The organism is Janthinobacterium foliorum, from assembly GCF_978021625.1.
Genome location: NZ_CDXDQE010000002.1, coordinates 41582 through 64268 on the forward strand (window position 1 = coordinate 41582; position 22687 = coordinate 64268).

Genomic DNA, 22687 nt, shown 5'->3' on the forward strand with positions numbered 1-22687 from the left:
TTGTCTCGGGCGTTTCAACCTGGCCCGTCCTGCACATTTCTTGCCGCCGTGAACTCCAATTCACCGGCGGCATGAGCGAAGCATATAATATTTTTGAAAAAAAAGCGAACGATCGCTCTTTTTATGAAACGACGTTGTTTTCCGCACTATGCACGGGGCTGTACGGCGGCAGCACGGGCGCGGGAAGTGGTATTAAAAAGCGCTTGCGCATCAGCGCCAGCATGTGTTCCGCAGGCACGGGACGCGAGATGAAATAGCCCTGCACTTCGTTGCACTGCAAGGCGCGCAGGATGTCGAGCTGCTCGCGCGTCTCCACCCCTTCGGCCACCACGCTCATGCCCAGCGCATGCGCCATCGACAAAATGGCGCGCACGAACACTTCGCCCTGCTCCGAGCGGCCCAGCTCCATGGTGAAGGCACGGTCGATCTTCAAGCCGTCCATGGCGAACTTCTGCAGCTGCGACAGCGAGGAATAGCCCGTGCCGAAATCGTCGACCAGCAGGCGCACCCCCAGCGCGCGGATGGCCGACAGCTGCTCCACGGCGCGGTTCTGTTCATCCATCATGGCCGATTCCGTGATCTCCACCTCGATCATGCGCGCGTCGATGCGGTGGCGCGCCAGCGCGGAGGCCAGCACCTGGTGCACGTCGCCGCGGCCGAACTGGCGCGCCGAGACGTTGATGGAGACCGGCACCAGTTCCTGGCCCGCCGCCTGCCAGCGCGCCATCTGCAAGCACACTTTTTCGATGACGACTTCGCCCAGCTGCGAAATCAGGCCGCTGCTCTCGGCCACGGGGATGAATTCCAGCGGCGGCACCATGCCATGCTGCGGATGGCGCCAGCGCACCAGCGCCTCCATGCTGCACAGCTGCCCGCTCATCGCGTCGACCCTCGGCTGGTAAACGACGAGGAACTGGTCCTGCTCCAGCGCGGCCACCAGGCTTTGCTCCAGTTCCCGGCGGTTGCGGATGGTCTCGAACAGTTCGGGCTGGAAGAAGCGGTGGTGGCCCTTGCCCGCCACCTTCACGGCATACATGGCGATGTCGGCATTTTTCAGCAGCACATCCGTCTCGGCGCCATCGCGCGGGTACAGGCTGATGCCGATCGAGGCGCCCATCTTGTGGCGTTCGCTGCCCAGGTAGAACGGCTCGTCGAAAGCGATGGCGATGCGCTGCGCCACCTGCTCGGCGCGGCTATCGTCTTCCACCGGGTCGAGCACGACGACGAATTCATCGCCGCCCAGGCGCACCACATGGTCGCCCGGCCGCAGCACGGCCTTCAGGCGCAGCGAGGCGGCGCGCAGCACCTTGTCGCCCTCGGCGTGGCCCTGCGTATCGTTGATATCCTTGAAGCCGTCGAGGTCGATGAACAGCAGCGCCAGCATGTGCTGCGCAATGGCCGCGCGCGCCAGTGCGCCGGGCAGGAATTGCTGCAGCCAGTAGCGGTTGGGCAAGCCCGTCAAGCCGTCCTCGTTGGCCAGGCGCCGCAGGTCGCGCTCGTGCTCCTTGGCCGTGCTGATGTCCTGCAGGGTGACGGCCAGGCGGTCGCCGCTGCGCACCAGGCGCCGGCGTATCCAGCGCAGCTTGAACGGATTGCCTTCCGGCAGCTCGATCTCTTCCTCGGAAAAGCCGGACTGCATGGCGGCGCGGTAATTATGGATGAGGTCGCGGAAATACGCTTCGTGCGCGCGCGACTGCAGCCGCATGCCCAGCAGCTGTTCGCGCCGCACGCCAAAGTAGCCGGCGCCCGGCTCGTTGCAGTCGACAATCTCGAAATCAAGGATGGCGCCGTCGTCGCCACGCAGGGCGGAAATGATATAAAAGCCGTCGCTCGTGCCTTCGGTGGCCATGCGGTAGGCGTTGCGCACGCCTTCGGACTGGTGGTGGCGCCAGGCCAGGCGCAAGGACAGCACGGTGGCAACCACCGTAAAGGCCAGCAGCAGCAGCGTCACGCCCAGGGCGATGCCGATATAGATGGTGCGCGTTTCTTCGTAGGGATGCAGCATTTCGCTGTCGGCCAGGCCCACGACGGCCGTGAACGGATACGCTTTCAGCGCCTGCCAGCCCACGTAGCGGTTCTGCTTGTCGGAAAACGCCACCCGGCCGCCCGACTCCATGGCGCCGCTGTCCGTTTCCAGGAAACTCGTGTCGAGAAACGGCGTGGCACGGTTGCCGTGCGCGGGCAGCACGCGCGAACCGAGGCGCGTGCTGAACAGTTCACCCTCCTCGCCCACCATGGCGGACATGCCCAGCTTGCCGAAGTTGACGCTGTCGTAGAACTCGGAAAAATAGCCGGAATGGATGGAAATGAGCAGGACGCCGTCAAAATTGCCATCCTCGTCTTCCAGGCGGCGCGTGAAATGCACGAGGCTTTCGTCGGTGCCCGGCGCCGTGGCCACATCATCCGCCTTGTCCGCCGTATCTCCGTTGACCCGTCCCAGCGCGATGCGCAGGGCGCTGGAATTGCTGCGCCAGTGACGCAGGAGGAAATCGCTGCGCTCGTTCGTGCGCAGCCGCGTCAGCGGCGCCGTCGCCGTCACGGCATGGCCCTTGCGGTCGAGGATGGCGACGATGGCAAATTGCGGCAAGGCATACATGCCCTGCGTCTTCAATTGATCGAGGCGCAGGTGGCCGCGCGAATTTTCCCATTCATACTTGAGCTGCAGGGTCAGCTGGTCCATCTGTTCCAGGGTGCGCAGCAAGTACTGGCCATACGCCTTCGATTGCGAGGCCACACTGTCGAGCGCCTGCTGCTGGGCAACCTTCTTTTCCGCTTCCAGCTGCAGCAGGGTGGCCGTCCACAGCACGCCGCACAGGGCCAGGCACAGCAAGGGCCAGGCGAGGATCAGGCGCAGGTTCGCCTTGAGAAAATCGGCCCTGCTCATCTCCACCACGGCGGCGTTGTTATTATTTACAAATTGTCGCAAGAACATGGTGCCCGCATCTGCCATTTCTGTATTTCTTTAGGGACACACAAATTACCACAGAGTCATGATTGCATGTGAGACAGCAGCGTAATTATGTACGTCGGCCGCTGACCGCCTGTCGCGCCTGCGTTACAATCAGCATCCTTACCGTTGGAGAGTGTTACACATGCAGCAATATCAAGATTTGATCAAGACCGTCCTCGAAACGGGCAGCTGGCAAGACAACCGCACGGGCATCCGCACCCTGAGCGTGCCGGGCGCCATGATGCGTTTCGACTTGGCCAATGGCAACTTCCCTGCCGTGACCACCAAGAAACTGGCTTTCAAATCCGTGATCGGCGAATTGTGCGCCTTCCTGCGCGCCTCGCGCAACGCGGCCGAGTTCCGCGCGCTGGGCTGCAAGGTCTGGGACCAGAACGCCAATGAAAACGCGCAATGGCTGGCCAATCCCTACCGCGCAGGCGAGGATGACCTGGGGCCCGTGTACGGCGTGCAATGGAGGCAGTGGCCCGCGTATAAATTGCTGGACGCCAGCCAGCCCGCGCAGATCGCCGACGCGCAAGCCAACGGTTTTACGCTGGTCGCTCCCATCGTCGAGGACGGCGTGCAGAAAGTGCTGCTGTACAAGGCCGTCGACCAGCTGCGCGAGTGCCTGGATACCATCATGACGAACCCGGGCAGCCGCCGCATCCTGTTCCACGGCTGGAACCCGGCCGTGCTGGACGCCGTCGCCCTGCCCGCCTGCCACCTGCTGTACCAGTTCATCCCCAACGCCAGCACGCGCGAAATCTCGCTGTGCCTGTATGTGCGCAGCAACGACATCGGCCTGGGCACGCCTTTCAACATCGCCGAAGGCGCGGCCCTGCTGCACCTGGTGGCGCGCCTGACGGGCTACACGCCGCGCTGGTTCACGTATTTCATCGGCGACGCGCACATCTATGAAAACCACCTCGACATGGTGGAAGAACAATTGAAACGCACGCCGTTCCCGGCGCCGCGTTTCGTCATTTCCGACCGCGTGCCCGATTACGCCAGGACGGGCAAGTACGAACCGGAATGGCTGGAAAAGATCGAACCGTCCGACTTCTCGCTGGAAGGCTATGAACACCATGCGCCGATCAAGGCGGCGATGGCCGTCTGATGGCAGTCACTCCCCTTGCCGCCCTGCACCGCAAACTGTTTGACGAAACCGATGGCAACAAGTTCGCGCGGCTGAAAGACCGCCTGATCAACAAGCATGGGGTGGACGAGCGGCGCGCCGTACTCGATATCCTCATCGGCTACGCCAGGGATGGCCAGCTGCTACATTGGCGCAACTTCCTCATGACGGACATCATCGCGCTGGCCGAGCCTGGCGAGTGCGGCGACTTCTTTAGCGCCTGCCTGGAAGTGCCCGACCTCAGCTACTGGGCCGTCGATGGCATGCTCAAGAGCATGGGCACGGCCGCGTATGGCCCACTGGTGGCGCTCGCCGCCCGGGAAAATGCCGAGCGGAGCGCGCGCGCCAAGGCCATCAAGAGCCTGGCCGTCGCCAGCGGCCAGCCCTTCGACCGGGGCTTGATGGTCGATCCCGGCCACTGGAAGACGGAACAGCTGCGCGTGGTCGAAGTGCTGGCCTGGCAGGCGGGCGGCTACCCGGATGGCCAGGGCTTTGCGGCCCCGGCCACGCATGCCTCGCTGGCGGCGCCGCAATCGGCGCTGGAAAAAGCGGCTGCGCGGCTGGAAAAGAAACTGGCGGCCAGGCGCCGGCGCGAGCAGGACCTGGCGCAGCCGTCGAACTGGCTGGCCATCGCCGCCCCTGCCGACATGGCGCAGATCAATGCGCGCTGGACCTTGCCGGAGCACTATCAGCGCTTTCTCGCCTGCTACTCGCCCATCCGCGTGCACATCGCGCATGCGGACTATTTCCAGGGCCTGAACCTGTATGGCGCGGCCGAACTGCTCAAGGCGCAGCACGGCTATGCATGGAATCCTGTCACGCAGGAAAGCATCAGCGGCTGGCCCGCACATTACCTGGTGATCGCCGATGCGGGCGCCGATCCGTATTGCCTCGACCTGGGCGCCATCGCCGATGGCGATGCCCCCGTCTACACGGCCATGCATGGCGCGGGAACCTGGCAATTCGCGCGCCATGCGGACAGTTTTATTGCCTTCCTGCAGGAGATCGCCGCCGCCTGACGCCGCAACGTCAGGCGGGCATCACCCTTCTCCGCCAGGGCCTGGACCGCCGGGGCCGCCCGGACCACCGGGACCGCGGCCACCGGGCGGACCGAAGCGCGGCTCGCGCTCGCCCTCTTTCGCTGCCGTGGCGGCGCCGCCCAGGCGGTACGACAGCCCCACATACAGCATGCGTCCGTCGAAGCGGCGCGTGCTCGTTTCGCGCAGCGAGGCGCTGTTGATGACGGTTTCCATCTTGTTGGTGCTGAATACATCCGTCACATTCATGACCAGGCTCAGCTGCGGCGTCACCGTGTGGCGCCAGCTCAGGTTCACGGTATTGTTGGGCGAACGGTAGCCCTGTCCCGACAGCATCTTGCCCTGCATTTGCAGCGCCAGCTGCAACTGGTTGCTCGGATCGAACTGGTAGTTCAGGCGCGCGCGGCCGCTCAGGGCATTCGCCGTGCGCGTGCTGAGATTGCCCAGGTCGTCCGAGCTGGTCTGCTGGCTGCGGGCCAGGTTGCCGCTCGTGTTCAGGGTCAGCGATGGCGTCAGCTTGCCGCTGACGCTGAACTCCAGGCCACTTGAATGGCTGCCTTCGCCGTTCTGGCGCGTCGTCAGCAGCACATTGTCGCTGATGAAGTAGCGGTAGTCGACGATGGCGTCCGTGTCGCGCCGGTGATAGGCGCGCAAGCTGCTTTCCAGGCCGGCGATCTTCGTTTCATAGCCGATCTCGAACGAATCCGTCTGCGTGGGTTTCAGCTTGGGATTGCCGGCCGACACATTGAACTCGTCGCGGTACACCACGTAGGGGTTCAGGTCGCCCGCGTTCGGGCGGCGGATGCGGTGCGCATAGCTGAAGCGCAGATTGCTCTCGTCGCTGACCTTGTACGTGGCGAACAGGCTGGGAATGTAGTTGATGTAATTATTGCTGGCCTCGCTGCCGCTGGTGATCTGGCGCACGTTCAAGTCCGTGTATTCGGCGCGCAAGCCGGCCAGCGCGCCCCAGCGCTCGCTCAGGCGCATCTGGTAGGAGCCGTACAGGGCGATGGTGCGCTCGTCCATCTCGAAGCGGTTGCTGCGCATGGGGTTGACGGTTTCCGCCAGGCTGGCCGGGTTGATGTCCGTATACAGGGTGTCGAAGCTGCTCTTGTTGTCGGCCACCTTGTAGCCCAGCTTGGCCGTGCCGCCCGCCAGGGGACGCTCATAGTCGCCGCTGAAATCGATGATGCGGTTGCCCGTCTCGCTGTGCTGGCGCGCGCGGCTGTCGAAGGCATCGACGGGCGCCACCGCATAGGCATTGGCATAAGCGCTGTCGCTCTCGTTGGTCGACGACGACACGCGCAAATCGATTTTCAGGGTTTCGCCCGGCAATTCTCCCTTGTGGTCGTAGCGCCCGCCCCAGCTGGTGTTGCGGCTGTCGCCATTGCGCACGGTGCGTCGCGTGTAGTCGCCGATGGTGTTGCCCAGGCTGTCGCCATTGAGGTAGCGGTCCTGCGAGCGCTGGTCATTGCTGCGGCCGTTAAACGACGCGCTGGCGGCCAGGGTGTCGTTGGCGTTCAGGTTGTAATTGACGGTGCCATTCAAGCCCAGCGAATCGTTCAAGCCGTTGCTGGTGGAACTCTGGCTGCTGGGGGCGAAGGCGCCCGTGCCCCGCTCCAGGCGTTCGCGGCTGACTTCGCCGACGGAATTGCGCCCGTCGTGGCGGAAATTGATGCCGCCCTGGTAGCCCCATGGGCCTTCATTATAGGAACCGGACGCGGACGTGTTGTAGCGCCCGGCAATCCCCGCATTCGCATTCACGCTGCCAAAGCCGCCCGGCTTGCGGTTGCGCTTCATGACCAGGTTCAGGATCGGGCCGCCACCGGCCTCGTTGCCGAACTGGGCGCCGGGATTGTTGATCACTTCCACCGATTCGATATCCTCGGCCGCCATGGCGTTCAGGGTGGCGCCGCGCGAATCGCCCTGCAGCATGGCCGACGGCTTGCCGTCGATGAGAATCTGCACATTGCTGCTGCCGCGCAGCGAGACGCTGCCATCGGGATCGACGGCCACGGACGGCACGTTATTCAAGGCATCGGCCGCCGTGCCGTTCGTGCTGCCGACGTCGGACTTGACGTCGTAGACTTGCCGGTCGATGCGCCCCGTGGGACGTTCGGCCGTCACGCTGACGGTCGCGGGCGCATCGACGGCCGGCGCCTTGGCCGGTGCTGGTGCGGCGGGCTTGACGACGGCGTCGCCGGCGGTGGTGGTTTGCGCCTGGGCGGCGCCGGCAACGAGCAGGCTGCCGCCCGCCAGACAATGGAAAAGGATTTTATGCATGGGACCAAGAAAGTAATCGGGACGCTACGGATGAGGCGCTACGCCGCAGCGTGAGGGCACATCGAAAGCATGCCACGACTGCAATGGCCAAAGCAAATGCGAACCATTGTTATTTACTTCAATTTACAAATCTCTTGCGCTTGTGGCATTCCAGCCTCATCCGGGACGGGCGAGGCTGGAAATCGGGCTGCAGAAGATGCTACTTCAGCAAGCCATTGCCGCGCGCCAATTTCAGCCAGCCCGGATATTCCGTCATCAATAAATCATACAGTTCCGCATCGCTGTGCTCATCGGGCGAGCTGACGGAAAAGTAATTGGCGTTGTCGACCAGGCGCCCTTGCAATTCATCGAGTTTTTCCAGGAAGGGGAAATCGGAATCGGCAAAGGCGGCGAGGAACTTGCTTTTCGATTTGCGCCCCTTGCCGATGCCCATGAATTGCCAGAAGATCGGTTCATGGCTGGCCCAGCGCAATTGCTTCTCCGTCGTCGCCTGGTCGCTGGTGCCGCCGTCCGTAACGAACATGACGTAGACGGGCAGCTCGGCGGCGATGGGGCGCGTGCGCTCGCCGCCGCGGGCATCGGGGAAATAGAATGCACGGATGGCCTGCATGGCGGCGCCATAGCGCGTATCGCCTTCCAGCGGATGGCGGGTGATGGCCTGGCCCACATAGGTGTTGCAGTTGCTCAAGGCCATGGGCGCCGGATGGTGGACGTTCTTGCCGAACAGGAAGACGTCGATCTCGCCATCGTCGTCGAACTTGCAGCCCAGGGCCAGGATGCGTTCGGCAAAGCGCTGCACCAGGCCCTCTTTATATAGCCGCCCCATGGAGCCGGAAATATCCAGGCACAGGCAGACCTTGGCGCGGTGATCCGACAAGCCCACTTTTTGCAAGGATACGCCCGCCTGCTTGACCAGGCTGACCAGTTGCGGCGCATCCCGCTCGACCCGCTTTTCCAGGTTCAGCTTGGCTTGCACGACGGCCGCCGCCGGGACGGCCGGGGATGCCGGCTTGGCTGGCGCCGCCTGCTCGACATCACCGCCGAAGTGGCGCACCAGCGCGTCCAGGCCCCCATTGAAACCCTGGCCCACGGCCATGCAGCGCCAGCCGCCATCCTTGCGGTAGAGCTCAAGCAGCATGACTGCTTTTTCCTGCGCGAAATCCGATCCCCCAAAGGCGAAGCGCGCCAGTTCGCGCCCGCCCGCCTGCAGGCGCACATGGCCCGATTGCAGCTGCGACATCACGCCGCCGCCATCGATGGCGGCCGTCACGACGAGCCGGTCTATGCCGGCCGGCAAGCGCGCCAGTTGCAGGGCAAAGGCGGCGACGTCACCGCCGCTGCCGCTGCGCGCTTCCACGCCGCCGCAGGGCGTGCGGGGCTGGTTGAAAAACGTCATGTAGCGCTCGTCGGACAGCTTGCCGTTGGCATCGAGGCCGAAGCAGGCCACGTCGAGCGCCAGTCCCTGCGCGGCGACGCCCAGTTCCAGCACGCCATCGGGAACGAGATGGGCCAGCGGCAGGCGCTGTCCCTTGGTCAAGGTTTCCATCAGTATCTCCTATGCAATATAACGACGCGGATTGTCCGCATTGAAGTCGTCCTCGTCTTCCTTGTCCTCGCCCTTGAAGACGACGGGGCCGTTGAAGGCCAGCTGCAGGTGCTCGCCCTGCCAGCTCAGCCAGGGCGTCGCCTCGCTGCCGGGATCGGAGGTCTTGCCGGACGGTTCCAGGATGATGCTGTCCGGCGTGATGCGGGCTATGCCGATCACATAGGTGTAGACCGTGTCATCCCCGGCCGCCTTGGACAGGCGGAAGTCGAAATCGCACTCGACGACCTGCTCGCCATACTGCATGACCATTTTCGGCCGCATGGACGCCACCGGGACGGCGCCATTGGCCAGCGCCGAATACACGCTGAAGACCAGGCCCACCGTGCCGCCGTAGTGCTGCGCCAGCGCCGGATTGACTTCCACCGTTTCCGTGGCCGGTTCCTTGCCCGACGCCCCCGCCACGTCGCCCAGGTGGCGCACGAAGGGCATGGCGTCAAAGCTGCCTGGCGTATCGGGCGCCTGGATGAAACGCATCTGGCCATTCGGCAAGAGGATGCCAACGCGCAAGTCGAGGTCGTCGTTATCATCGTCGCCATCGCCGTTATCCACCCAGGTGGCCTTGACGGTGAGTTTCTTCGGCGCGCCCGCGCCCTTTTCCAGCGAGACCTGGTGCGTCTGGCCCGCCTTGGTCAGCGAGATTTTCGACAAGGAAATCTTCGGCGCCGCTGCGGGCTCAGCGGCCGGCTGCGCCACCTCGCCGCCAAAATGCGCGACCAGCGCATCGAGGCCGCCGTTGAACCCCTGGCCCACGGCCATGCAGCGCCAGCCGCCGTCCTTGCGGTAGAGTTCAAACAGCATGACGGCTTTTTCCTGCGCAAAATCAGACCCGGCAAAGGCGAAGCGGGCCAGTTCGCGCCCGCCATCGAGCAGGCGCAGGTGGCCGCTGCCCAGCTGCGCCATGGTGGCCGCGCCATCGACGGCGGCCGTGACGACCAGGCGTTCGATGGAAGCCGGCAAGCGGTCCAGCTGGAAGCGGAAACCGGCCGCATCGCCGGACGGCGCCGCCGCTTCCACGCCGCCGCAGGGCGTGCGCGGCTGGTTGAAGAAAGTCATGTAGCGCTCGTCGGCCAGCTTGCCGGCGGCGTCGAGGCCAAAGCAGGCAAAGTCCAGCGCCAGGCCGGCATTGTTGAGGCCCAGTTGCACGGCATTGCCCGTGACGAGGCCGGACAGCGCCAGGCGCTGCCCCTTGATCAGGTTTTCCATGGGAGTATGTATTCAGGTGTGAGAGCTTCGGACTACGGCTCAGGGCAAGGCGGGTCGTCCGCAGACAGTACGCATATACAGTCAGTCCATGGCGGAGCAACGCCGCCATGGACTGCCGTTCCGGGTTCTATACCAAGCTGAAAGAGCTTCGGACAACGGTTCAGGGCAAGGCGCGTCACCGAAGACAGTACGAATAGTACGGCGAGGTGACGCAACGCCGCCATGGGCCGTTTTCCGGAGCTCTTAGGCGTTGATGCCGAAAGAACGTGCCAACGGTCCCAGGCCGCCCTTGAAACCCTGGCCGATGGCCTTGAATTTCCATTCGCTGCCGGCGCGGTAGATTTCGCCGAAGATCATGGCCGCTTCCGTCGAACCGTCTTCCGACAGGTCGTAGCGGGCGATTTCCGCGCCGTTGTCGCCGTTCAGGCAACGGATGTAGGCCTTGCCGACCATGCCGAAGTTCTGCTTGCGCGCCTCCGCGTCATGGATGGTGACGGCCACGGCGATCTTGTCGATGTCGGCGGGCACATTGGCCAGGTCGACGGCGATTTTCTCGTCGTCGCCATCGCCGCCGCCCGTGGTGTTGTCGCCCGCGTGGACGATGGAGCCGTCGGCGGACTTCAGGTTGTTATAGAAAATGAAATCAGCGTCGGAGCGGGCCTTGCCATCCGCTTTCAGCAGGAAGGCGCTGCCGTCCAGGTCAAAGGCGGCGCCATCGGTGGCGCGCGGGTCCCAGCCCAGGCCAATCACGATTTTCTTCAAGCCCGGAGCTTCCTTGCTCAGGTTGACATTGCCGCCTTTTTGCAAACTGATCGCCATGGTGTTTCCTCTTTAAAGTGTGGGTTGCATTCGGTGTGACAGCTCACTACGCCGGCACGCCGGCTTGATGAGCCATGAGCCTACCATAAACCAAATGCGTGCCATACCCGCACTATTGAAAATAATGCCACCCCTGGCCCGCCCCGCCGGAGCACGCCGGCAAGAAATGACCGATAATGCCGCTCGACAAGAATTTTGCATCCCCATGAGCGATTTGATCCCTGGCTTGACACTGCACGCGGACGGCACGCGGCTCGACTGCATCCCCGGCACCCTGTGCGATGCGCGCATGTGGGCGCCCCTGGCATCGGCCCTGGGCGGCGCCTGTCATTTGCGCCACGTGCCCCTGCACGAGGCACGCACGCGGGCGCAGATGCAGGCACTGATCGCCAGCCATAGCGCCCCGGCATCGCACCTGGTGGGGTTTTCGCTGGGCGCCTACCTGGCGCTCGAACACGCGCTGGCACATCCGCAGCGCGTGCAATCCCTCACTTTGATCGCCAATTCCGCCAAAGGTTTGCAGCCAGAGGAAATTGCCACGCGCCAGCGCATCGTCACCATGCTCGAGCGCAATGCCTATGCGGGCATCACGCGCCAGCGCCTGCGCGAACTGCTGCATCCCTCGCATCTGCAAGACGCCACGATCACGGGCCTGATCCAGCAAATGGGCCTGGACCTGGGCAAGGACGTGCTGCTCGCACAATTCATCACCACCATAGACCGCCCCGACCTGATGGCGCGCCTGCCGGAACTCAGCTGCCCCGTGCTGATCGTCGGCGCCGCGGACGACAAGCTGGTGAACCCCGACGACCTGCGCGCCATGGCCGCCCGCCTGCCGCAGGCCACCCTGCGCATGCTCGATGGCGGCTCGGGCCACATGATTCCGCTGGAAGCGCCGGGCGCGCTGGCCGATGCGATACGCGCGCATCTGGAGGCGGCGGGCAATTTCAACGATAATGGCGGGCATCGGGCGTCGCCCCCACCACTTTCCCAGAATCAATGAGCACACTGACCATCATCGTCGCCACCGACCAGCAAGGCGGCATCGGCATCAACAACACCTTGCCGTGGAAACTGCCGGAAGACCTGGCGCATTTCAAGCGCCTGACCACGGGCCACCCCATCCTCATGGGCCGCAAGACCTTCGATTCCATCGGGCGCCCGTTGCCGAACCGCCGCAACATCGTCATCACGCGCAATCCCGACTGGCGCCATGAAGGCGTGGAAGCCGTGTCGTCGGTGGAAGCGGCCATCGCGCTGCTGGCGGGCGCGCAAGGCTATGTCATCGGCGGCGCCGAGATTTACCGCCAGGCATTGCCACTGACGCAGCGCCTGGTCATCACGGAAATCGGCCAGACCTTCGATTGCGACGCCTTTTTCCCCGCCGTGGATCATGCCGTGTGGCAAGAAACCGCGCGCGAAGCGCATGTTTCTGAAAAATCCGGCTTGCCGTACGCCTTTGTCACGCTGCAACGCAAAGCCTGATAAGGTGGCGCCTTGCCGCACGTTTAGCTGCACGCTTTAGCCGTAGGCGCTTGCTGTAATACTGCTGTCACACCATTGCGTCACTCTGGCGCAGTCTGGTGAAATGGCGATGTGATATTTTTTTCCCGCAGAGGCCGCATTTCTGCGAGAATCCCGTTCTTATTTTTTTTCTGCGACTGCCGGGCACCGAAACCGCCAGGCTGCCGCGCCCTAGTCCGCCCCTCCATTACGTCAGGGGCGGCTTGCTTTTTTGGAGACATGCATGAAATTTCGTTTCCCTATCGTCATCATTGACGAGGATTTCCGTTCTGAAAATACGTCCGGCCTGGGCATTCGCGCCCTTGCCGCGGCAATGGAAAAAGAAGGCATGGAAGTGCTGGGCGTGACCAGCTACGGTGATTTGTCGCAATTTGCCCAGCAACAATCGCGCGCGTCGGCCTTCGTGCTGTCGATCGATGACGAGGAATTCGGCTCCGGTTCCGTCGAGGACACGAATATCGCCTTGAAGTCGCTGCGCGCCTTCGTCGAGGAAATCCGCTACAAGAACGCGGACATCCCTATCTATATGTATGGCGAAACGCGCACCTCGCGCCATATCCCCAACGATATCCTGCGCGAACTGCATGGTTTCATCCACATGTTCGAAGATACGCCGGAATTCGTCGCGCGCCACATCATCCGCGAAGCGAAATCCTACCTGGATGGCCTGTCGCCGCCCTTCTTCCGCGCGCTGGTGCACTACGCCAACGACGGTTCCTATTCGTGGCACTGCCCCGGCCACTCGGGCGGCGTGGCCTTCCTGAAGTCGCCGATCGGCCAGATGTTCCACCAGTTCTTCGGTGAAAACATGCTGCGCGCCGACGTCTGCAACGCCGTGGAAGAACTGGGCCAGCTGCTCGACCATACGGGCCCTGTCGCCGCCTCGGAACGCAATGCGGCGCGCATCTTCAATGCCGACCATTGCTATTTCGTTACCAACGGCACATCCACCTCGAACAAGATGGTGTGGCACTCGACCGTGGCCCCCGGCGACATCGTCGTCGTCGACCGCAATTGCCACAAGTCGATCTTGCATTCCATCATCATGTGCGGCGCCATTCCCGTGTTCCTGATGCCTACGCGCAATCACCTGGGCATCATCGGCCCCATCCCGCTGCATGAATTCACGCCGGAAAGCATCGCCCGCAAGATCGAAGCCAACCCGTTCGCGCGCGAAGCGAAGAACAAGAAGCCGCGCATCCTCACCATCACGCAATCGACCTACGATGGCGTGATCTACAACGTGGAAACCCTGCGCGAAATGCTGGACGGCAAGATCGACACCCTGCACTTCGACGAAGCGTGGCTGCCGCACGCCACCTTCCACGATTTCTACAAGAACATGCACGCCATCGGCAAGGACCGCCCGCGCGCCAAGGAGTCGATGATCTTCTCGACCCAGTCCACGCACAAATTGCTGGCAGGCCTGTCGCAGGCCTCGCAAATCCTCGTGCGCGAATCGGACACCGTCAAGCTGGACCAGGACGCCTTCAACGAGGCTTACCTGATGCACACCTCGACCTCGCCGCAGTATTCCATCATCGCCTCGCTGGACGTGGCCGCGGCCATGATGGAAGCGCCGGGCGGCACGGCGCTGGTGGAAGAATCGATCATGGAAGCGCTTGATTTCCGCCGCGCCATGAAAAAGATCGACCAGGAATGGGGCCAGGACTGGTGGTTCCAGGTGTGGGGTCCGGACAACTTCAACGACGAAGGCATGGGCGAGCAAGCGGACTGGATGATACGCGCCGAGGACGACTGGCACGGTTTCGGCGACCTGGCTCCCGGATTCAACATGCTCGACCCGATCAAGGCCACCATCGTCAACCCGGGCCTGTCCCTGGATGGCCAGTTCGGCGAGACGGGCATCCCCGCGTCCATCGTCACCAAATACCTGGCGGAGCACGGCGTCATCATCGAGAAGTGCGGCCTGTACTCCTTCTTCATCATGTTTACCATCGGCATTACCAAGGGCCGCTGGAATACCCTGCTGACGGCGCTGCAACAGTTCAAGGACGACTACGACAAGAACCAGCCGATGTGGCGCATCCTGCCGGAATTCGCGGCCGCCAACCCGCGCTACGAAAAAATGGGCTTGCGCGACCTGTGCCAGCAGATCCATGATTTCTACAAGGCTTACGACGTGGCCCGCCTGACGACGGAAATGTACCTGTCGGACATGATCCCCGCCATGAAGCCATCGGACGCGTTCGCCAAGATGGCGCACCGTGAAATCGAGCGCGTGGCCATCGACGACCTGGAAGGCCGCATCACGTCCATCCTGCTGACGCCGTATCCACCGGGCATCCCGCTCCTGATCCCGGGCGAACGCTTCAACAAGACCATCGTCGATTACCTGCGCTTTGCGCGCGACTTCAACGAGCGCTTCCCCGGCTTCGAGACGGATGTGCATGGCCTGGTGAAACGCGAAGTCGACGGCAAGCGCGGTTACTTCGTCGACTGCGTCAAGATGGACGACTAGTCACGGTTCCTCCAATCTGCTGCGCGGCGCGCTTTGCGGCCGGCGCTGCTCACCGTACTTCAGTACGGTTGCGCTGCCCGGCCACAAATCACTGCCGCTCGCGACGATTGGATGAAGCGTCGTGACGTTCGCCAAGAACAGTGCACACTATTTAACGCCGCCTGATGCACATCAGGCGGCGTTTTTCATTTCGGGCGACGGCGCACGCTTGTGCCAGATCAAATGGCTGGGGTGGCGGACTTCTAAGATGGGCCACTCGCGTAGTGGGATGTCCCGTATATGGCGCTCAAGGTCTGGCTGGAAGTGATGCAGCAGGCGGCGGCTGGCAGTGGCGCCTTGCTGCTTGCGGCCTTGAAGCAGGCTCAGGTCACGATGGTGCGGCGTGCCGATGGCGCGTCCGCCAACCATGGCATCGTGCTGTTTGCCCAGGCCGATGCGGCCTTGCTGCACGGCCTGCCGGGGCTGTGCCGGCAGGCGCGCGTGCTGGCGATCGCCGCCTGCGGCCAGCCCTTGAGCTGTGCCCAGCAGCGGGCCGTGCTGGCGGCGGGAGCTCTCGACGTGCTGCTGTGGCCGGCGGATGCCATCGATGCGGGCCAGGTGCTGGCCCGGCTGCAGCGCTGGCAGGCCGTGGCGCAGCTGCTGGCATCGAGCGCCGTGCGCCAGCACCTGGTGGGCGACAGTGCCGCCTGGCGCGGCTTGCTGCATCACGTGGTGGAAATGGCCGCCTTCAGCCAGTCATCCGTGCTGATCACGGGCGAAACGGGCACGGGCAAGGATGTCCTGGCGCAACTGATTCACCGTCTCGGCAACTGCACGGGCGGCTTCACCATCCTCGATTGCGCCACCCTGTCGCCGGAACTGGCCGGCAGCGAACTGTTCGGCCATGAACGGGGGGCATTTACCGGCGCGGCCGGATCACGCGACGGCGCTTTCGCCCTGGCCGACGGGGGCGTGCTGTTCCTCGATGAAGTGGGCGAACTGCCCCTGCCCCTGCAGGCGCAACTGCTGCGCGCCATCCAGGAGCGCAAGTACAAGCGCGTCGGCGGCAACACCTGGCAGCCGACGCAGTTCCGCCTCGTCTGCGCCACCAACCGCGAACTGGAGGCGGAAGTGGCGCGCGGCGCCTTCCGCGCCGACCTGTACTACCGCATCGCCGGCTGGCGTTGCCGGACGCCGCCCCTGCGCGAGCGCCAGGACGACATCCTGCCACTGGCCCGCTACTTCCTGGCGGAACTGGCGCAGCAGCCCGCACCGGCGCTCGACGCCGCCGTGCGCGAGTATCTGCTGCTGCGCGAGTATCCGGGCAATGTGCGCGAACTGCGCCAGACCGTCACGCGCATCTGGCACCGCCATTGCGGCCCCGGCCCCATCACCATCGGCGCCCTGCCGCCCGAAGAGTGCCTGCTGGCGCCGTGCTGGCCCGACCAGCATTTCGAAGCGGCCGTGCGGCGCGCCCTGCACCTGGGCCTGAACCTGTCGCACATCACGCGCTGCGCCACCGACATGGCCATCCGCCTGGTGCTGGCGGAAGAACACGGCAACAACCAGCGCGCCGCCGCCCGCCTGGGCGTGACGGACCGCGCCCTGCAGATACGCCGCAAGGCTGCCGCCTGCGCGGCCCAGCTGGCAAAAACGGCCAGCGAGGTTGCGCCAACATGAGTCCACTGCCTCGCAGGTGGCCATGGTCGGCCCATGTCCCGTATTTCAGCCCCGGGCGCCATGTCCTGGGCGCGTATTTCAAGCTGGCTTCCACGGGCGCGGCGACGCGGCTGCACCCCATGCAGGGCTTGCGCGGGCTGGCCGTGCCGTTCGCGCGTTGCGTCCACCACGCTACCTTGAGCCAGCCACAGCGGCGCCGCATTGGCGGTGCTGGCCAGGCACCTGCAAGCGGCCGGCGCAGCTGTTTTGCCGGACGCCGCCACGCTGGCCGGGCAATAGCCGCTATGCCTATGCGCTGATCCACGGCGTGACGCTGAAGGCGCGTTCCTGGCGCTGGCCATGCTGCAACCGCCGCAGGCGCAAGGCCTGGCCTTTTTCCTGCTGCTCATGCTGCTCATGCCGCTCATGCCGGCCTCGTCCTGCCGGCGTCATCGCGCAGTTACTGCGCGTCGAACAACCCTGCTGCCTGGCGCCCGCGTCGTGCATCGGCGCTAGCGCCGCATCCGGTCCTGCCTGGCCAGGCGCAGGAAATTCTCCCCCATGACGAGCGCCGCATCGGCCGGCGGCAATCCCAGCAAGCGGATCTTGTGCAATTCCAGCCCCGGATGCAGCCACGGGCCATCCGAGCCGAACAAGACCTTGTGCGGCCCGGCGCGACGCACGGCCTGTTCCAGCAAATCGAAACGCCGCACGCCGGAACTGTCCGTGTGGATATTGGCGTGCCGCACCAGGTGATCGATCAGGGCCAGCTGCGCGGCCCAGTCGTCGCCGAAGCTGCCCAGGTGCGGCAAGATGAAATCGACGTCAGGATATTGCAGCGCCAGCAGTTCCGCCACGGCCACCTCGCCCATGGGGTCATACAGCACGGGCAAGCCGAAGAAACGCGCCGCTTCGCACAACTCGCCGCTGATGCGCGCATCCGCGCGGTGCGCCTTAATGCCGACAAAGCCATGACGCTCGACGGCCGTGCGCACGAGATCCATGATGCGGCCCCGGTCGCGCCGCGCGTGCACGAAGGCAAAACCGTAAAAACGCTGCGGGTCGCTGGCGACGAGGCGCGCCACGCCATGATTGGCGATGGCGTAATCGGAGTGGAAAGCAGCGAACAGCACGCTGCGCTCTATGCCGGCGGCCTGCGCGCGGCGCAGATAGGCACCCAGCTGGGCGTCGCTGTCCCACGGTCCGCTCAAGCCGTCGCCGGGCCCGGCATGGCAATGACAGTCGATGACGGGTGCCATCACACGTCCCGCGCCGGCCACTCAGGTCCAGTCGCCCATCACGACGATGCGGTTGCCGCGCCGGCGCCAGCGTCCGCTTTCCGCTTCCTGTTGCGGCGCCGCCGGGCGGAAATGCGGCAATTGCTGGTGCAGCGCCCGCGTCAGCGCGCTTTCCACGGCGCGTGGGCTGCCATCGCCCTCGCTGGCCAGGCGCGCCGCCTGCCCCGCGATGCGCACGAAGCGGCGCGCCATTTCCAGCTCGCGGTCGGCTGGCGCCGCGCTCGCCATTTCCAGTTCCAGCGCATTGCTGGCCGCGCGGCCCAGGGCCGAACCGAGCGCCGTGCCCACGCCCGGGATCGGGATCATCGAGCCGAGCGCGCCGCCGACAAAGGGCAAGGCCGTCTTCGCCACGGCCTTCAGGGCGCCGCCCAGGGGCTGGGCCACCTTGGCGATGGTCGAGCCCACTTTCTTGACGCCCTTCCACACGCTCTTGAAGACATTGCCGAGAAATTGCTCCAGTTCGTCCTCGCTCGCCACTGCCAGCAGCTCCATGGCCAGTTGCAGCTCTTCCTCCGCACTGAACACGGCCGGGGTGCTCTCCTTGCCGGGCCAGGCCTCGCCGAATTCCAGCACTTCAAACGCGGTGCCGGCCCGCTGCCGGCATTGCGCGCATTCGCATTCGAGTTGGTGCATGATGCCCTCCTACGCAGTGATCAAGACGCTATTCTCAATTCCACATCTCGCCCAGCACGGCCAGCTCCAGTTCGCGCCGCTGGTTGGTCAGCACGCCCCGCTGGTTGGCGAACATGTCGTCGTGGATGCGCCGTTCGATGCGCCGCCGCTGCGCTTCCGACGCCAGCGGCGCCACGTACACCTGGTGAGCGCTCAGGTCGACGCCCATCATCTGGCCGCACAGCCGGTGCTGCAGCAGGCGCCGGTGCAGATCATCGGTCTGGCCGCTGTAGGCGCGGCGGCGCCCGCCCGCATCGAACTCGATCACGTACATGCCTGGCCCCCGGCCATTCGGATCAAGCAGGGCATTGGCGAGCGTCCCCAGTGCCAGGTAATTCAAGGCAGCCGCTTCCGGCACCCGGCCCATGGTGCCCGTCAGGGTGGGCGGGATTTCGCCCTGCTGCCGGTCGTCGTCCTGGCCCTGGTCAAAGCCCTGATCCTGGCCCTGGTCCAGACCCGGCTGCTGCACGTCGCCAAATCCGGGTTCAGGCACGGGATACGCCGCAGGATAAATGGCCGGGTAAATGGGCGCATAGCCGCCCCAGCCCCGATAGCGCGGCGGCAGGTAAGGCAGGGGATGTGGCGGGAAGCGCGATGGCCGGCGCCCCTGTCCCTGGTAGCGGGGCGGCGCGGGACGGCGCGGGCCACGCAGCGGCGGGCGCGCGCGCAGGCCGCCGCGGCCGCCGTCGGGGCGCCAGCGCTCGCCCTCCCATTCGCCTTCCTCCTCGCCCTGCCATTCCTGGGACCACTCCTGCGACCATTCCTGCTCTGCCGCATATTCCCCCGCGGCCGGCTGGCCCGCGAAGGGCAGCATTTCAAAAGCTTCGTTCATATCGCCTCCTGATGTGATGTTCAAGCAAGCCCATCGCCTGCTCCAGTTGCGCGGGCGTATGGTCGGCCCGCAGCAGAAACGTCAGCGCCCCCGCCCTGCCTCCCGCTTGCGCCAGCGCCAGCACGCCAGCCTCGCGCAAGACTTCCTGCAAGTGGGCACGGCCCGGCAGGCGCTGCACGGGAAAGCCGCCGCCCCGGCACGCGATGCCGGCCGCCGCCATGCCGGCCCGCCACTGCGCCACCCTCGCTGCCAGCCCGGCGCGCAATGCATCGCCCTGCCGCGCGTTCAGCACCAGCGCCCGCCGCGCCGCCGCCAGCACGGCCGCCGAAGGCGGACTGGCGTGCACGCGCGTCTGGCTATGCGCGGCAAAGCGCCGCAGCAGGCTGCGGCTGCCTGCCAGCACGGCCAGCGGCACGCCCAGCCCCTTGGCCAGCGAGGCGCCGATGATCAGTTGCCCGCCCTGCCCGTCGCTGCCGCCGGACAAGCCATGCAGCCGCGCCGAGCCGCCGCCCTGCGCACCGCACACGCCCAGTACCTGCGTGTCGTCGAGCAATAAATAACCGCCGCCCTCGCGCGCGACGGCGGCATAGGCTGGCAGCGGCAAGACCCGCTCGCTGCCCGGCACATAGCCGTCGGCCAGGACCAGCGGGCGCCGCCCTGCCCTGCGCCAGGCCGCCGCGTGGCGCCGTAGCACATCCACGTCGCCACTGGGAAACAGGCGCAGTGGCAGACCCAGTGCCTGCGCCCGCTCGGCGCCCCAACGCGCGATGGCGTAGCTGCCGCCATCGACGAGGATCACCAGCCGTTCGGCCGCCAGCATGCCGAACAGATCCCAGAACAGGTGCAGGGTCGAGGGCAGCACGCATGCCGCTTCGCAGCCTTGCAGCGCGGCCAGGCCGGCCGCCAGCGCCAGCGCCCCCGGCGCCTCCTGCAGCGCCGCCGGCTTGCCCAGGCTCAAGCTGCTCCAAGGGGCCAGGGCCGCAGCGGGATGGCGCATGCCCAGATACAGGGCGCTGCTGAAGTCGAGCATGCAGGCGCCTCCTGGCCTTCCTACACGCTGCGCAGCTGCTGGCTCAGGCGCTGGCGCAACAGCACCGAGGGCATGGTCGACTCGATCGCCGGGTCGCTGCTGTCGACGGACAGGTCCACCCCCGTGGCGGCCCGGTAACCGTGGATGTAGCCCTGCACTTGCGGACGCCAGAAGCGCGCCCAGTTGAAGGCCTGCGTGGGTTCATAGATGTCGCTCCAGTTGCCATAACGCACGGACAGCAGCAACTGTTCACCGAAGATGGCGAGGTTGCGGAAGTGCATCACGCTGGTATCGGTCCAGCCCTGCAGTTTCTTCATGGCGTCGACCCGGTCCATCCACGGCTCTGGATATGCCACCATCACGCGCGTGGGCAGGAATTCGCGGAACTCGGGCCGCGCCAGCATCCACTGCTGCATCAGCATCTCGATGCGGGCCGTCGACGGCAAGTCGCCGAACTGGTTGTGCGCGCCCTGCGACAGGATCAAATGAATTTCCTTGAGCGCGTTCAGCACGGGGAAGGCATCCGCCTTGACGGTGGTGTCGTCATCCTGCTTGTAAAAAGAGGTCAGCAGGCGCAGCAAATGGTGGAAGGCTTCGAGGAATTTCGAGCGGCTGTCGGCGGGCCGGAAGTGCTGCACCGCCTTGCCATCGAGCCGCACGCCGTAATGGTGGTCGTACTCGTAGTTGCGGCGCACCACGGTCAGCCTGTGCTGCTCGTCTTGCGTGTAGCCCCACAGCAAATTATTCAGCGGGCGCAGCATGTCGATTTCCGTGTTCGACAGGGGGTCGAGTCCGCCGCCGGGCGCGCGCAGGTTCTGGAAGCGCTGCGTGATGGCATTCATGGTTTGCACCAGCATGCCTTCTTCGTGCCAGTACGACCAGATCAGTTCCAGCAGGCAAGGATTGGCCAGCTTTTCCTGGATGATGCCAAAGCACAGGTCCACTTCGCCTTCCTGTCCGCGCGGGATGCTGATGGGAATGTCGGGCAGCTTGCGGCGGATCACGGCCAGGTAGGGCAAGGTCTGGAAGCCGTCGATGTTTTCCAGGTAGTCATTGCGCAACACCGTTTCCAGGTCGCGCCCCTGGGGAATGTCGCGCCGGTCCAGATAGGCGTTGTCCTCCGCCGGATTGAAGGCCAGCGGCTGGTTCAGCACGCCGCAATTGACCATCACGAACGCTTCCGTCGCCACTTTCAGCACGCGGTAGGAGTCCGAATCCGAGAACGGCAGCGCGCGGCGCTGCTTGAGCTGCTGGAACGCCTCGGCCTTCTTGAGGAAGCGCTCCTGCTCGAAACCGCGCACAGTGGCCAGGTCGCTGCAGAACAGGCTGTCCATGAAATGCAGGTAATTCGTAAACGACATGGCCTCGGTGCTGTTGCGTATCAGTGTCCACAGCGGCAAGTCTTCCGTCGGTTCCGTTTCCGTGCGCGTCAGCGAGACGCCCACATTGCCGGAAATGGGCTGCGGCTGGCGCTCCTCCGTCTCGTATTCCGCATCCACGGCCAGCATGGCGTGCGGGCTCAGTCCCTCGGGCACGGGCAAGGCGCTGCGCAGATCCGGGCGCTGCGACAGCATCATCTGCCCGGAAAAGCGATGCATCCCGGCACGCCGCACGGGCGCGGTAAAGGCATTCGGCGTGCCGCGCAGGGGCACCCACGGCGCGGCGGCCAGCACTTGCACCTGGTCGCGGCCATCGGCGCTCTGGTCGCCGTCGAACGACACGGTGGCGATGGCGCGATCGCCCACCCTGCCGAACTGGCAGTCGCTGGGATGGCAATCGGCCGTCTCGAACGCCAGGCCCACCTGCGGATTGAGCTGGGGCTTGAAGCACAGCACGGCGCTGCAGCCGGACTGCACCGTCACGCACTGGGGCATGGTGGCGGGGAAATTGCCGTACACGCCCACGTAACTTCCCGTCTCCAGCTCGGCAAACACGGTGCTGCCACGCCCATCCGTCCAGCGCACGCCCACCAGCCTGGCGGGATCAGGCACCCAGGTGGCGGCGACGAAATTGTGGCAGTCGGCCTCGGCACCGCGGTACAGGCTGATGGCGGCATTGGCGACCATCGTCCCGCTGTCCTGCTCGTGCACGGTGACGGCGATGCTGCCACCCCGGATTTTCGGGCCCGCCTGCCCCGCCCCCCTGCTTTTGCTGCTCATCTTGCTGCTCATGTCATTC

Annotated in this window: 17 protein-coding genes; 6 read left to right on the top strand and 11 right to left on the bottom strand. The window is 65.0% G+C overall.

The features are described 5' to 3' along the window. Window positions 1-121 precede the first annotated feature (121 nt). Window positions 122-2932 (bottom strand): bifunctional diguanylate cyclase/phosphodiesterase, encoded by a 2811-nt coding sequence (locus ACZ92H_RS04680; protein WP_465048494.1) that lies wholly within the window; start codon window positions 2930-2932, stop codon window positions 122-124. Window positions 2933-3092: 160 nt separating this feature from the next. Here ACZ92H_RS04680 and ACZ92H_RS04685 point away from each other — a divergent pair, with 160 nt between their 5' ends. Together ACZ92H_RS04685 and ACZ92H_RS04690 are read left to right on the top strand one after the other, a co-directional pair. Next, on the top strand, window positions 3093-4067 hold the full coding sequence (locus tag ACZ92H_RS04685; RefSeq protein ID WP_131375359.1) for a thymidylate synthase: 975 nt from the start codon (window positions 3093-3095) through the stop codon (window positions 4065-4067). Beyond that, window positions 4067-5104: an SMI1/KNR4 family protein gene (locus ACZ92H_RS04690; RefSeq protein ID WP_465048495.1), complete on the top strand. Its 1038-nt coding sequence runs from the start codon at window positions 4067-4069 to the stop codon at window positions 5102-5104. Before ACZ92H_RS04685 ends, ACZ92H_RS04690 begins: the two co-directional genes overlap by 1 nt. 21 nt (window positions 5105-5125) lie before the next feature. On the opposite strand, the gene ACZ92H_RS04695 is transcribed toward ACZ92H_RS04690, so the two are convergent. The 4 genes from ACZ92H_RS04695 to ACZ92H_RS04710 form a co-directional block, all read right to left on the bottom strand. After that, window positions 5126-7405: a TonB-dependent receptor domain-containing protein gene (locus ACZ92H_RS04695; protein WP_465048496.1), complete on the bottom strand. Its 2280-nt coding sequence runs from the start codon at window positions 7403-7405 to the stop codon at window positions 5126-5128. Between the two features lie 199 nt (window positions 7406-7604). After that, window positions 7605-8951, bottom strand: a complete 1347-nt coding sequence (locus ACZ92H_RS04700; protein ID WP_465048497.1) for a VWA domain-containing protein — start codon at window positions 8949-8951, stop codon at window positions 7605-7607. Window positions 8952-8960: 9 nt separating this feature from the next. After that, window positions 8961-10214, bottom strand: a complete 1254-nt coding sequence (locus tag ACZ92H_RS04705; RefSeq protein WP_465048498.1) for a TerD family protein — start codon at window positions 10212-10214, stop codon at window positions 8961-8963. Window positions 10215-10457: 243 nt separating this feature from the next. Next, complete coding sequence (locus ACZ92H_RS04710) at window positions 10458-11033, bottom strand: TerD family protein (RefSeq protein ID WP_131375350.1); 576 nt, start codon at window positions 11031-11033, stop codon at window positions 10458-10460. A 205-nt stretch (window positions 11034-11238) separates the two neighbouring features. Here ACZ92H_RS04710 and ACZ92H_RS04715 point away from each other — a divergent pair, with 205 nt between their 5' ends. From ACZ92H_RS04715 to ACZ92H_RS04730, 4 genes are all read left to right on the top strand, one after another. Next, the gene (locus ACZ92H_RS04715; protein WP_465048499.1) at window positions 11239-12036 is read left to right on the top strand and encodes an alpha/beta fold hydrolase; all 798 of its coding nucleotides are present in this window, start codon (window positions 11239-11241) and stop codon (window positions 12034-12036) included. After that, complete coding sequence (locus ACZ92H_RS04720) at window positions 12033-12518, top strand: dihydrofolate reductase (RefSeq protein WP_465048500.1); 486 nt, start codon at window positions 12033-12035, stop codon at window positions 12516-12518. The genes ACZ92H_RS04715 and ACZ92H_RS04720 overlap by 4 nt, the downstream gene beginning before the upstream one ends. 262 nt (window positions 12519-12780) lie before the next feature. After that, window positions 12781-15039, top strand: coding sequence for an Orn/Lys/Arg family decarboxylase (locus tag ACZ92H_RS04725; RefSeq protein ID WP_131375343.1), 2259 nt, complete (start codon window positions 12781-12783; stop codon window positions 15037-15039). 279 nt (window positions 15040-15318) lie between these two features. Then, the gene (locus ACZ92H_RS04730) at window positions 15319-16698 is read left to right on the top strand and encodes a sigma-54-dependent transcriptional regulator (RefSeq protein ID WP_131375341.1); all 1380 of its coding nucleotides are present in this window, start codon (window positions 15319-15321) and stop codon (window positions 16696-16698) included. 288 nt (window positions 16699-16986) lie between these two features. On the opposite strand, the gene ACZ92H_RS04735 is transcribed toward ACZ92H_RS04730, so the two are convergent. Genes ACZ92H_RS04735 through ACZ92H_RS04760 form a run of 6 tightly spaced genes read right to left on the bottom strand, consistent with a single transcriptional unit; the run spans window position 16987 to window position 22680 of the window. Further along, on the bottom strand, window positions 16987-17130 hold the full coding sequence (locus ACZ92H_RS04735; RefSeq protein WP_465052351.1) for a hypothetical protein: 144 nt from the start codon (window positions 17128-17130) through the stop codon (window positions 16987-16989). Window positions 17131-17189: 59 nt separating this feature from the next. After that, window positions 17190-17936, bottom strand: coding sequence for an amidohydrolase family protein (locus ACZ92H_RS04740; protein WP_465048501.1), 747 nt, complete (start codon window positions 17934-17936; stop codon window positions 17190-17192). 21 nt (window positions 17937-17957) lie between these two features. Continuing rightward, window positions 17958-18608: a hypothetical protein gene (locus ACZ92H_RS04745; protein WP_465048502.1), complete on the bottom strand. Its 651-nt coding sequence runs from the start codon at window positions 18606-18608 to the stop codon at window positions 17958-17960. 34 nt (window positions 18609-18642) lie between these two features. Then, window positions 18643-19479: a hypothetical protein gene (locus tag ACZ92H_RS04750; RefSeq protein ID WP_465048503.1), complete on the bottom strand. Its 837-nt coding sequence runs from the start codon at window positions 19477-19479 to the stop codon at window positions 18643-18645. Continuing rightward, a complete protein-coding gene (locus ACZ92H_RS04755; protein WP_465048504.1) occupies window positions 19463-20509 on the bottom strand; it encodes an aminotransferase class I/II-fold pyridoxal phosphate-dependent enzyme in 1047 nt (348 codons plus the stop codon). The genes ACZ92H_RS04750 and ACZ92H_RS04755 overlap by 17 nt, the downstream gene beginning before the upstream one ends. A 20-nt stretch (window positions 20510-20529) precedes the next feature. After that, window positions 20530-22680, bottom strand: a complete 2151-nt coding sequence (locus tag ACZ92H_RS04760) for a hypothetical protein (protein WP_465048505.1) — start codon at window positions 22678-22680, stop codon at window positions 20530-20532. Window positions 22681-22687 lie beyond the last annotated feature (7 nt).

Excerpts from the sequence above, each read along its gene's own strand:
- ACZ92H_RS04685 (WP_131375359.1), top strand. The coding sequence starts at position 3,093 with ATGCAGCAATATCAAGATTTGATCAAGACCGTCCTCGAAACGGGCAGC.
- ACZ92H_RS04680 (WP_465048494.1), bottom strand. The coding sequence starts at position 2,932 with ATGTTCTTGCGACAATTTGTAAATAATAACAACGCCGCCGTGGTGGAG.
- ACZ92H_RS04695 (WP_465048496.1), bottom strand. The coding sequence starts at position 7,405 with ATGCATAAAATCCTTTTCCATTGTCTGGCGGGCGGCAGCCTGCTCGTT.
- ACZ92H_RS04750 (WP_465048503.1), bottom strand. The coding sequence starts at position 19,479 with ATGAACGAAGCTTTTGAAATGCTGCCCTTCGCGGGCCAGCCGGCCGCG.
- ACZ92H_RS04690 (WP_465048495.1), top strand. The coding sequence starts at position 4,067 with ATGGCAGTCACTCCCCTTGCCGCCCTGCACCGCAAACTGTTTGACGAA.
- ACZ92H_RS04745 (WP_465048502.1), bottom strand. The coding sequence starts at position 18,608 with ATGCACCAACTCGAATGCGAATGCGCGCAATGCCGGCAGCGGGCCGGC.
- ACZ92H_RS04755 (WP_465048504.1), bottom strand. The coding sequence starts at position 20,509 with ATGCTCGACTTCAGCAGCGCCCTGTATCTGGGCATGCGCCATCCCGCT.
- ACZ92H_RS04725 (WP_131375343.1), top strand. The coding sequence starts at position 12,781 with ATGAAATTTCGTTTCCCTATCGTCATCATTGACGAGGATTTCCGTTCT.
- ACZ92H_RS04705 (WP_465048498.1), bottom strand. The coding sequence starts at position 10,214 with ATGGAAAACCTGATCAAGGGGCAGCGCCTGGCGCTGTCCGGCCTCGTC.
- ACZ92H_RS04735 (WP_465052351.1), bottom strand. The coding sequence starts at position 17,130 with ATGACGCCGGCAGGACGAGGCCGGCATGAGCGGCATGAGCAGCATGAG.
- ACZ92H_RS04710 (WP_131375350.1), bottom strand. The coding sequence starts at position 11,033 with ATGGCGATCAGTTTGCAAAAAGGCGGCAATGTCAACCTGAGCAAGGAA.
- ACZ92H_RS04730 (WP_131375341.1), top strand. The coding sequence starts at position 15,319 with ATGGCGCTCAAGGTCTGGCTGGAAGTGATGCAGCAGGCGGCGGCTGGC.
- ACZ92H_RS04740 (WP_465048501.1), bottom strand. The coding sequence starts at position 17,936 with ATGGCACCCGTCATCGACTGTCATTGCCATGCCGGGCCCGGCGACGGC.
- ACZ92H_RS04760 (WP_465048505.1), bottom strand. The coding sequence starts at position 22,680 with ATGAGCAGCAAGATGAGCAGCAAAAGCAGGGGGGCGGGGCAGGCGGGC.
- ACZ92H_RS04720 (WP_465048500.1), top strand. The coding sequence starts at position 12,033 with ATGAGCACACTGACCATCATCGTCGCCACCGACCAGCAAGGCGGCATC.
- ACZ92H_RS04715 (WP_465048499.1), top strand. The coding sequence starts at position 11,239 with ATGAGCGATTTGATCCCTGGCTTGACACTGCACGCGGACGGCACGCGG.
- ACZ92H_RS04700 (WP_465048497.1), bottom strand. The coding sequence starts at position 8,951 with ATGGAAACCTTGACCAAGGGACAGCGCCTGCCGCTGGCCCATCTCGTT.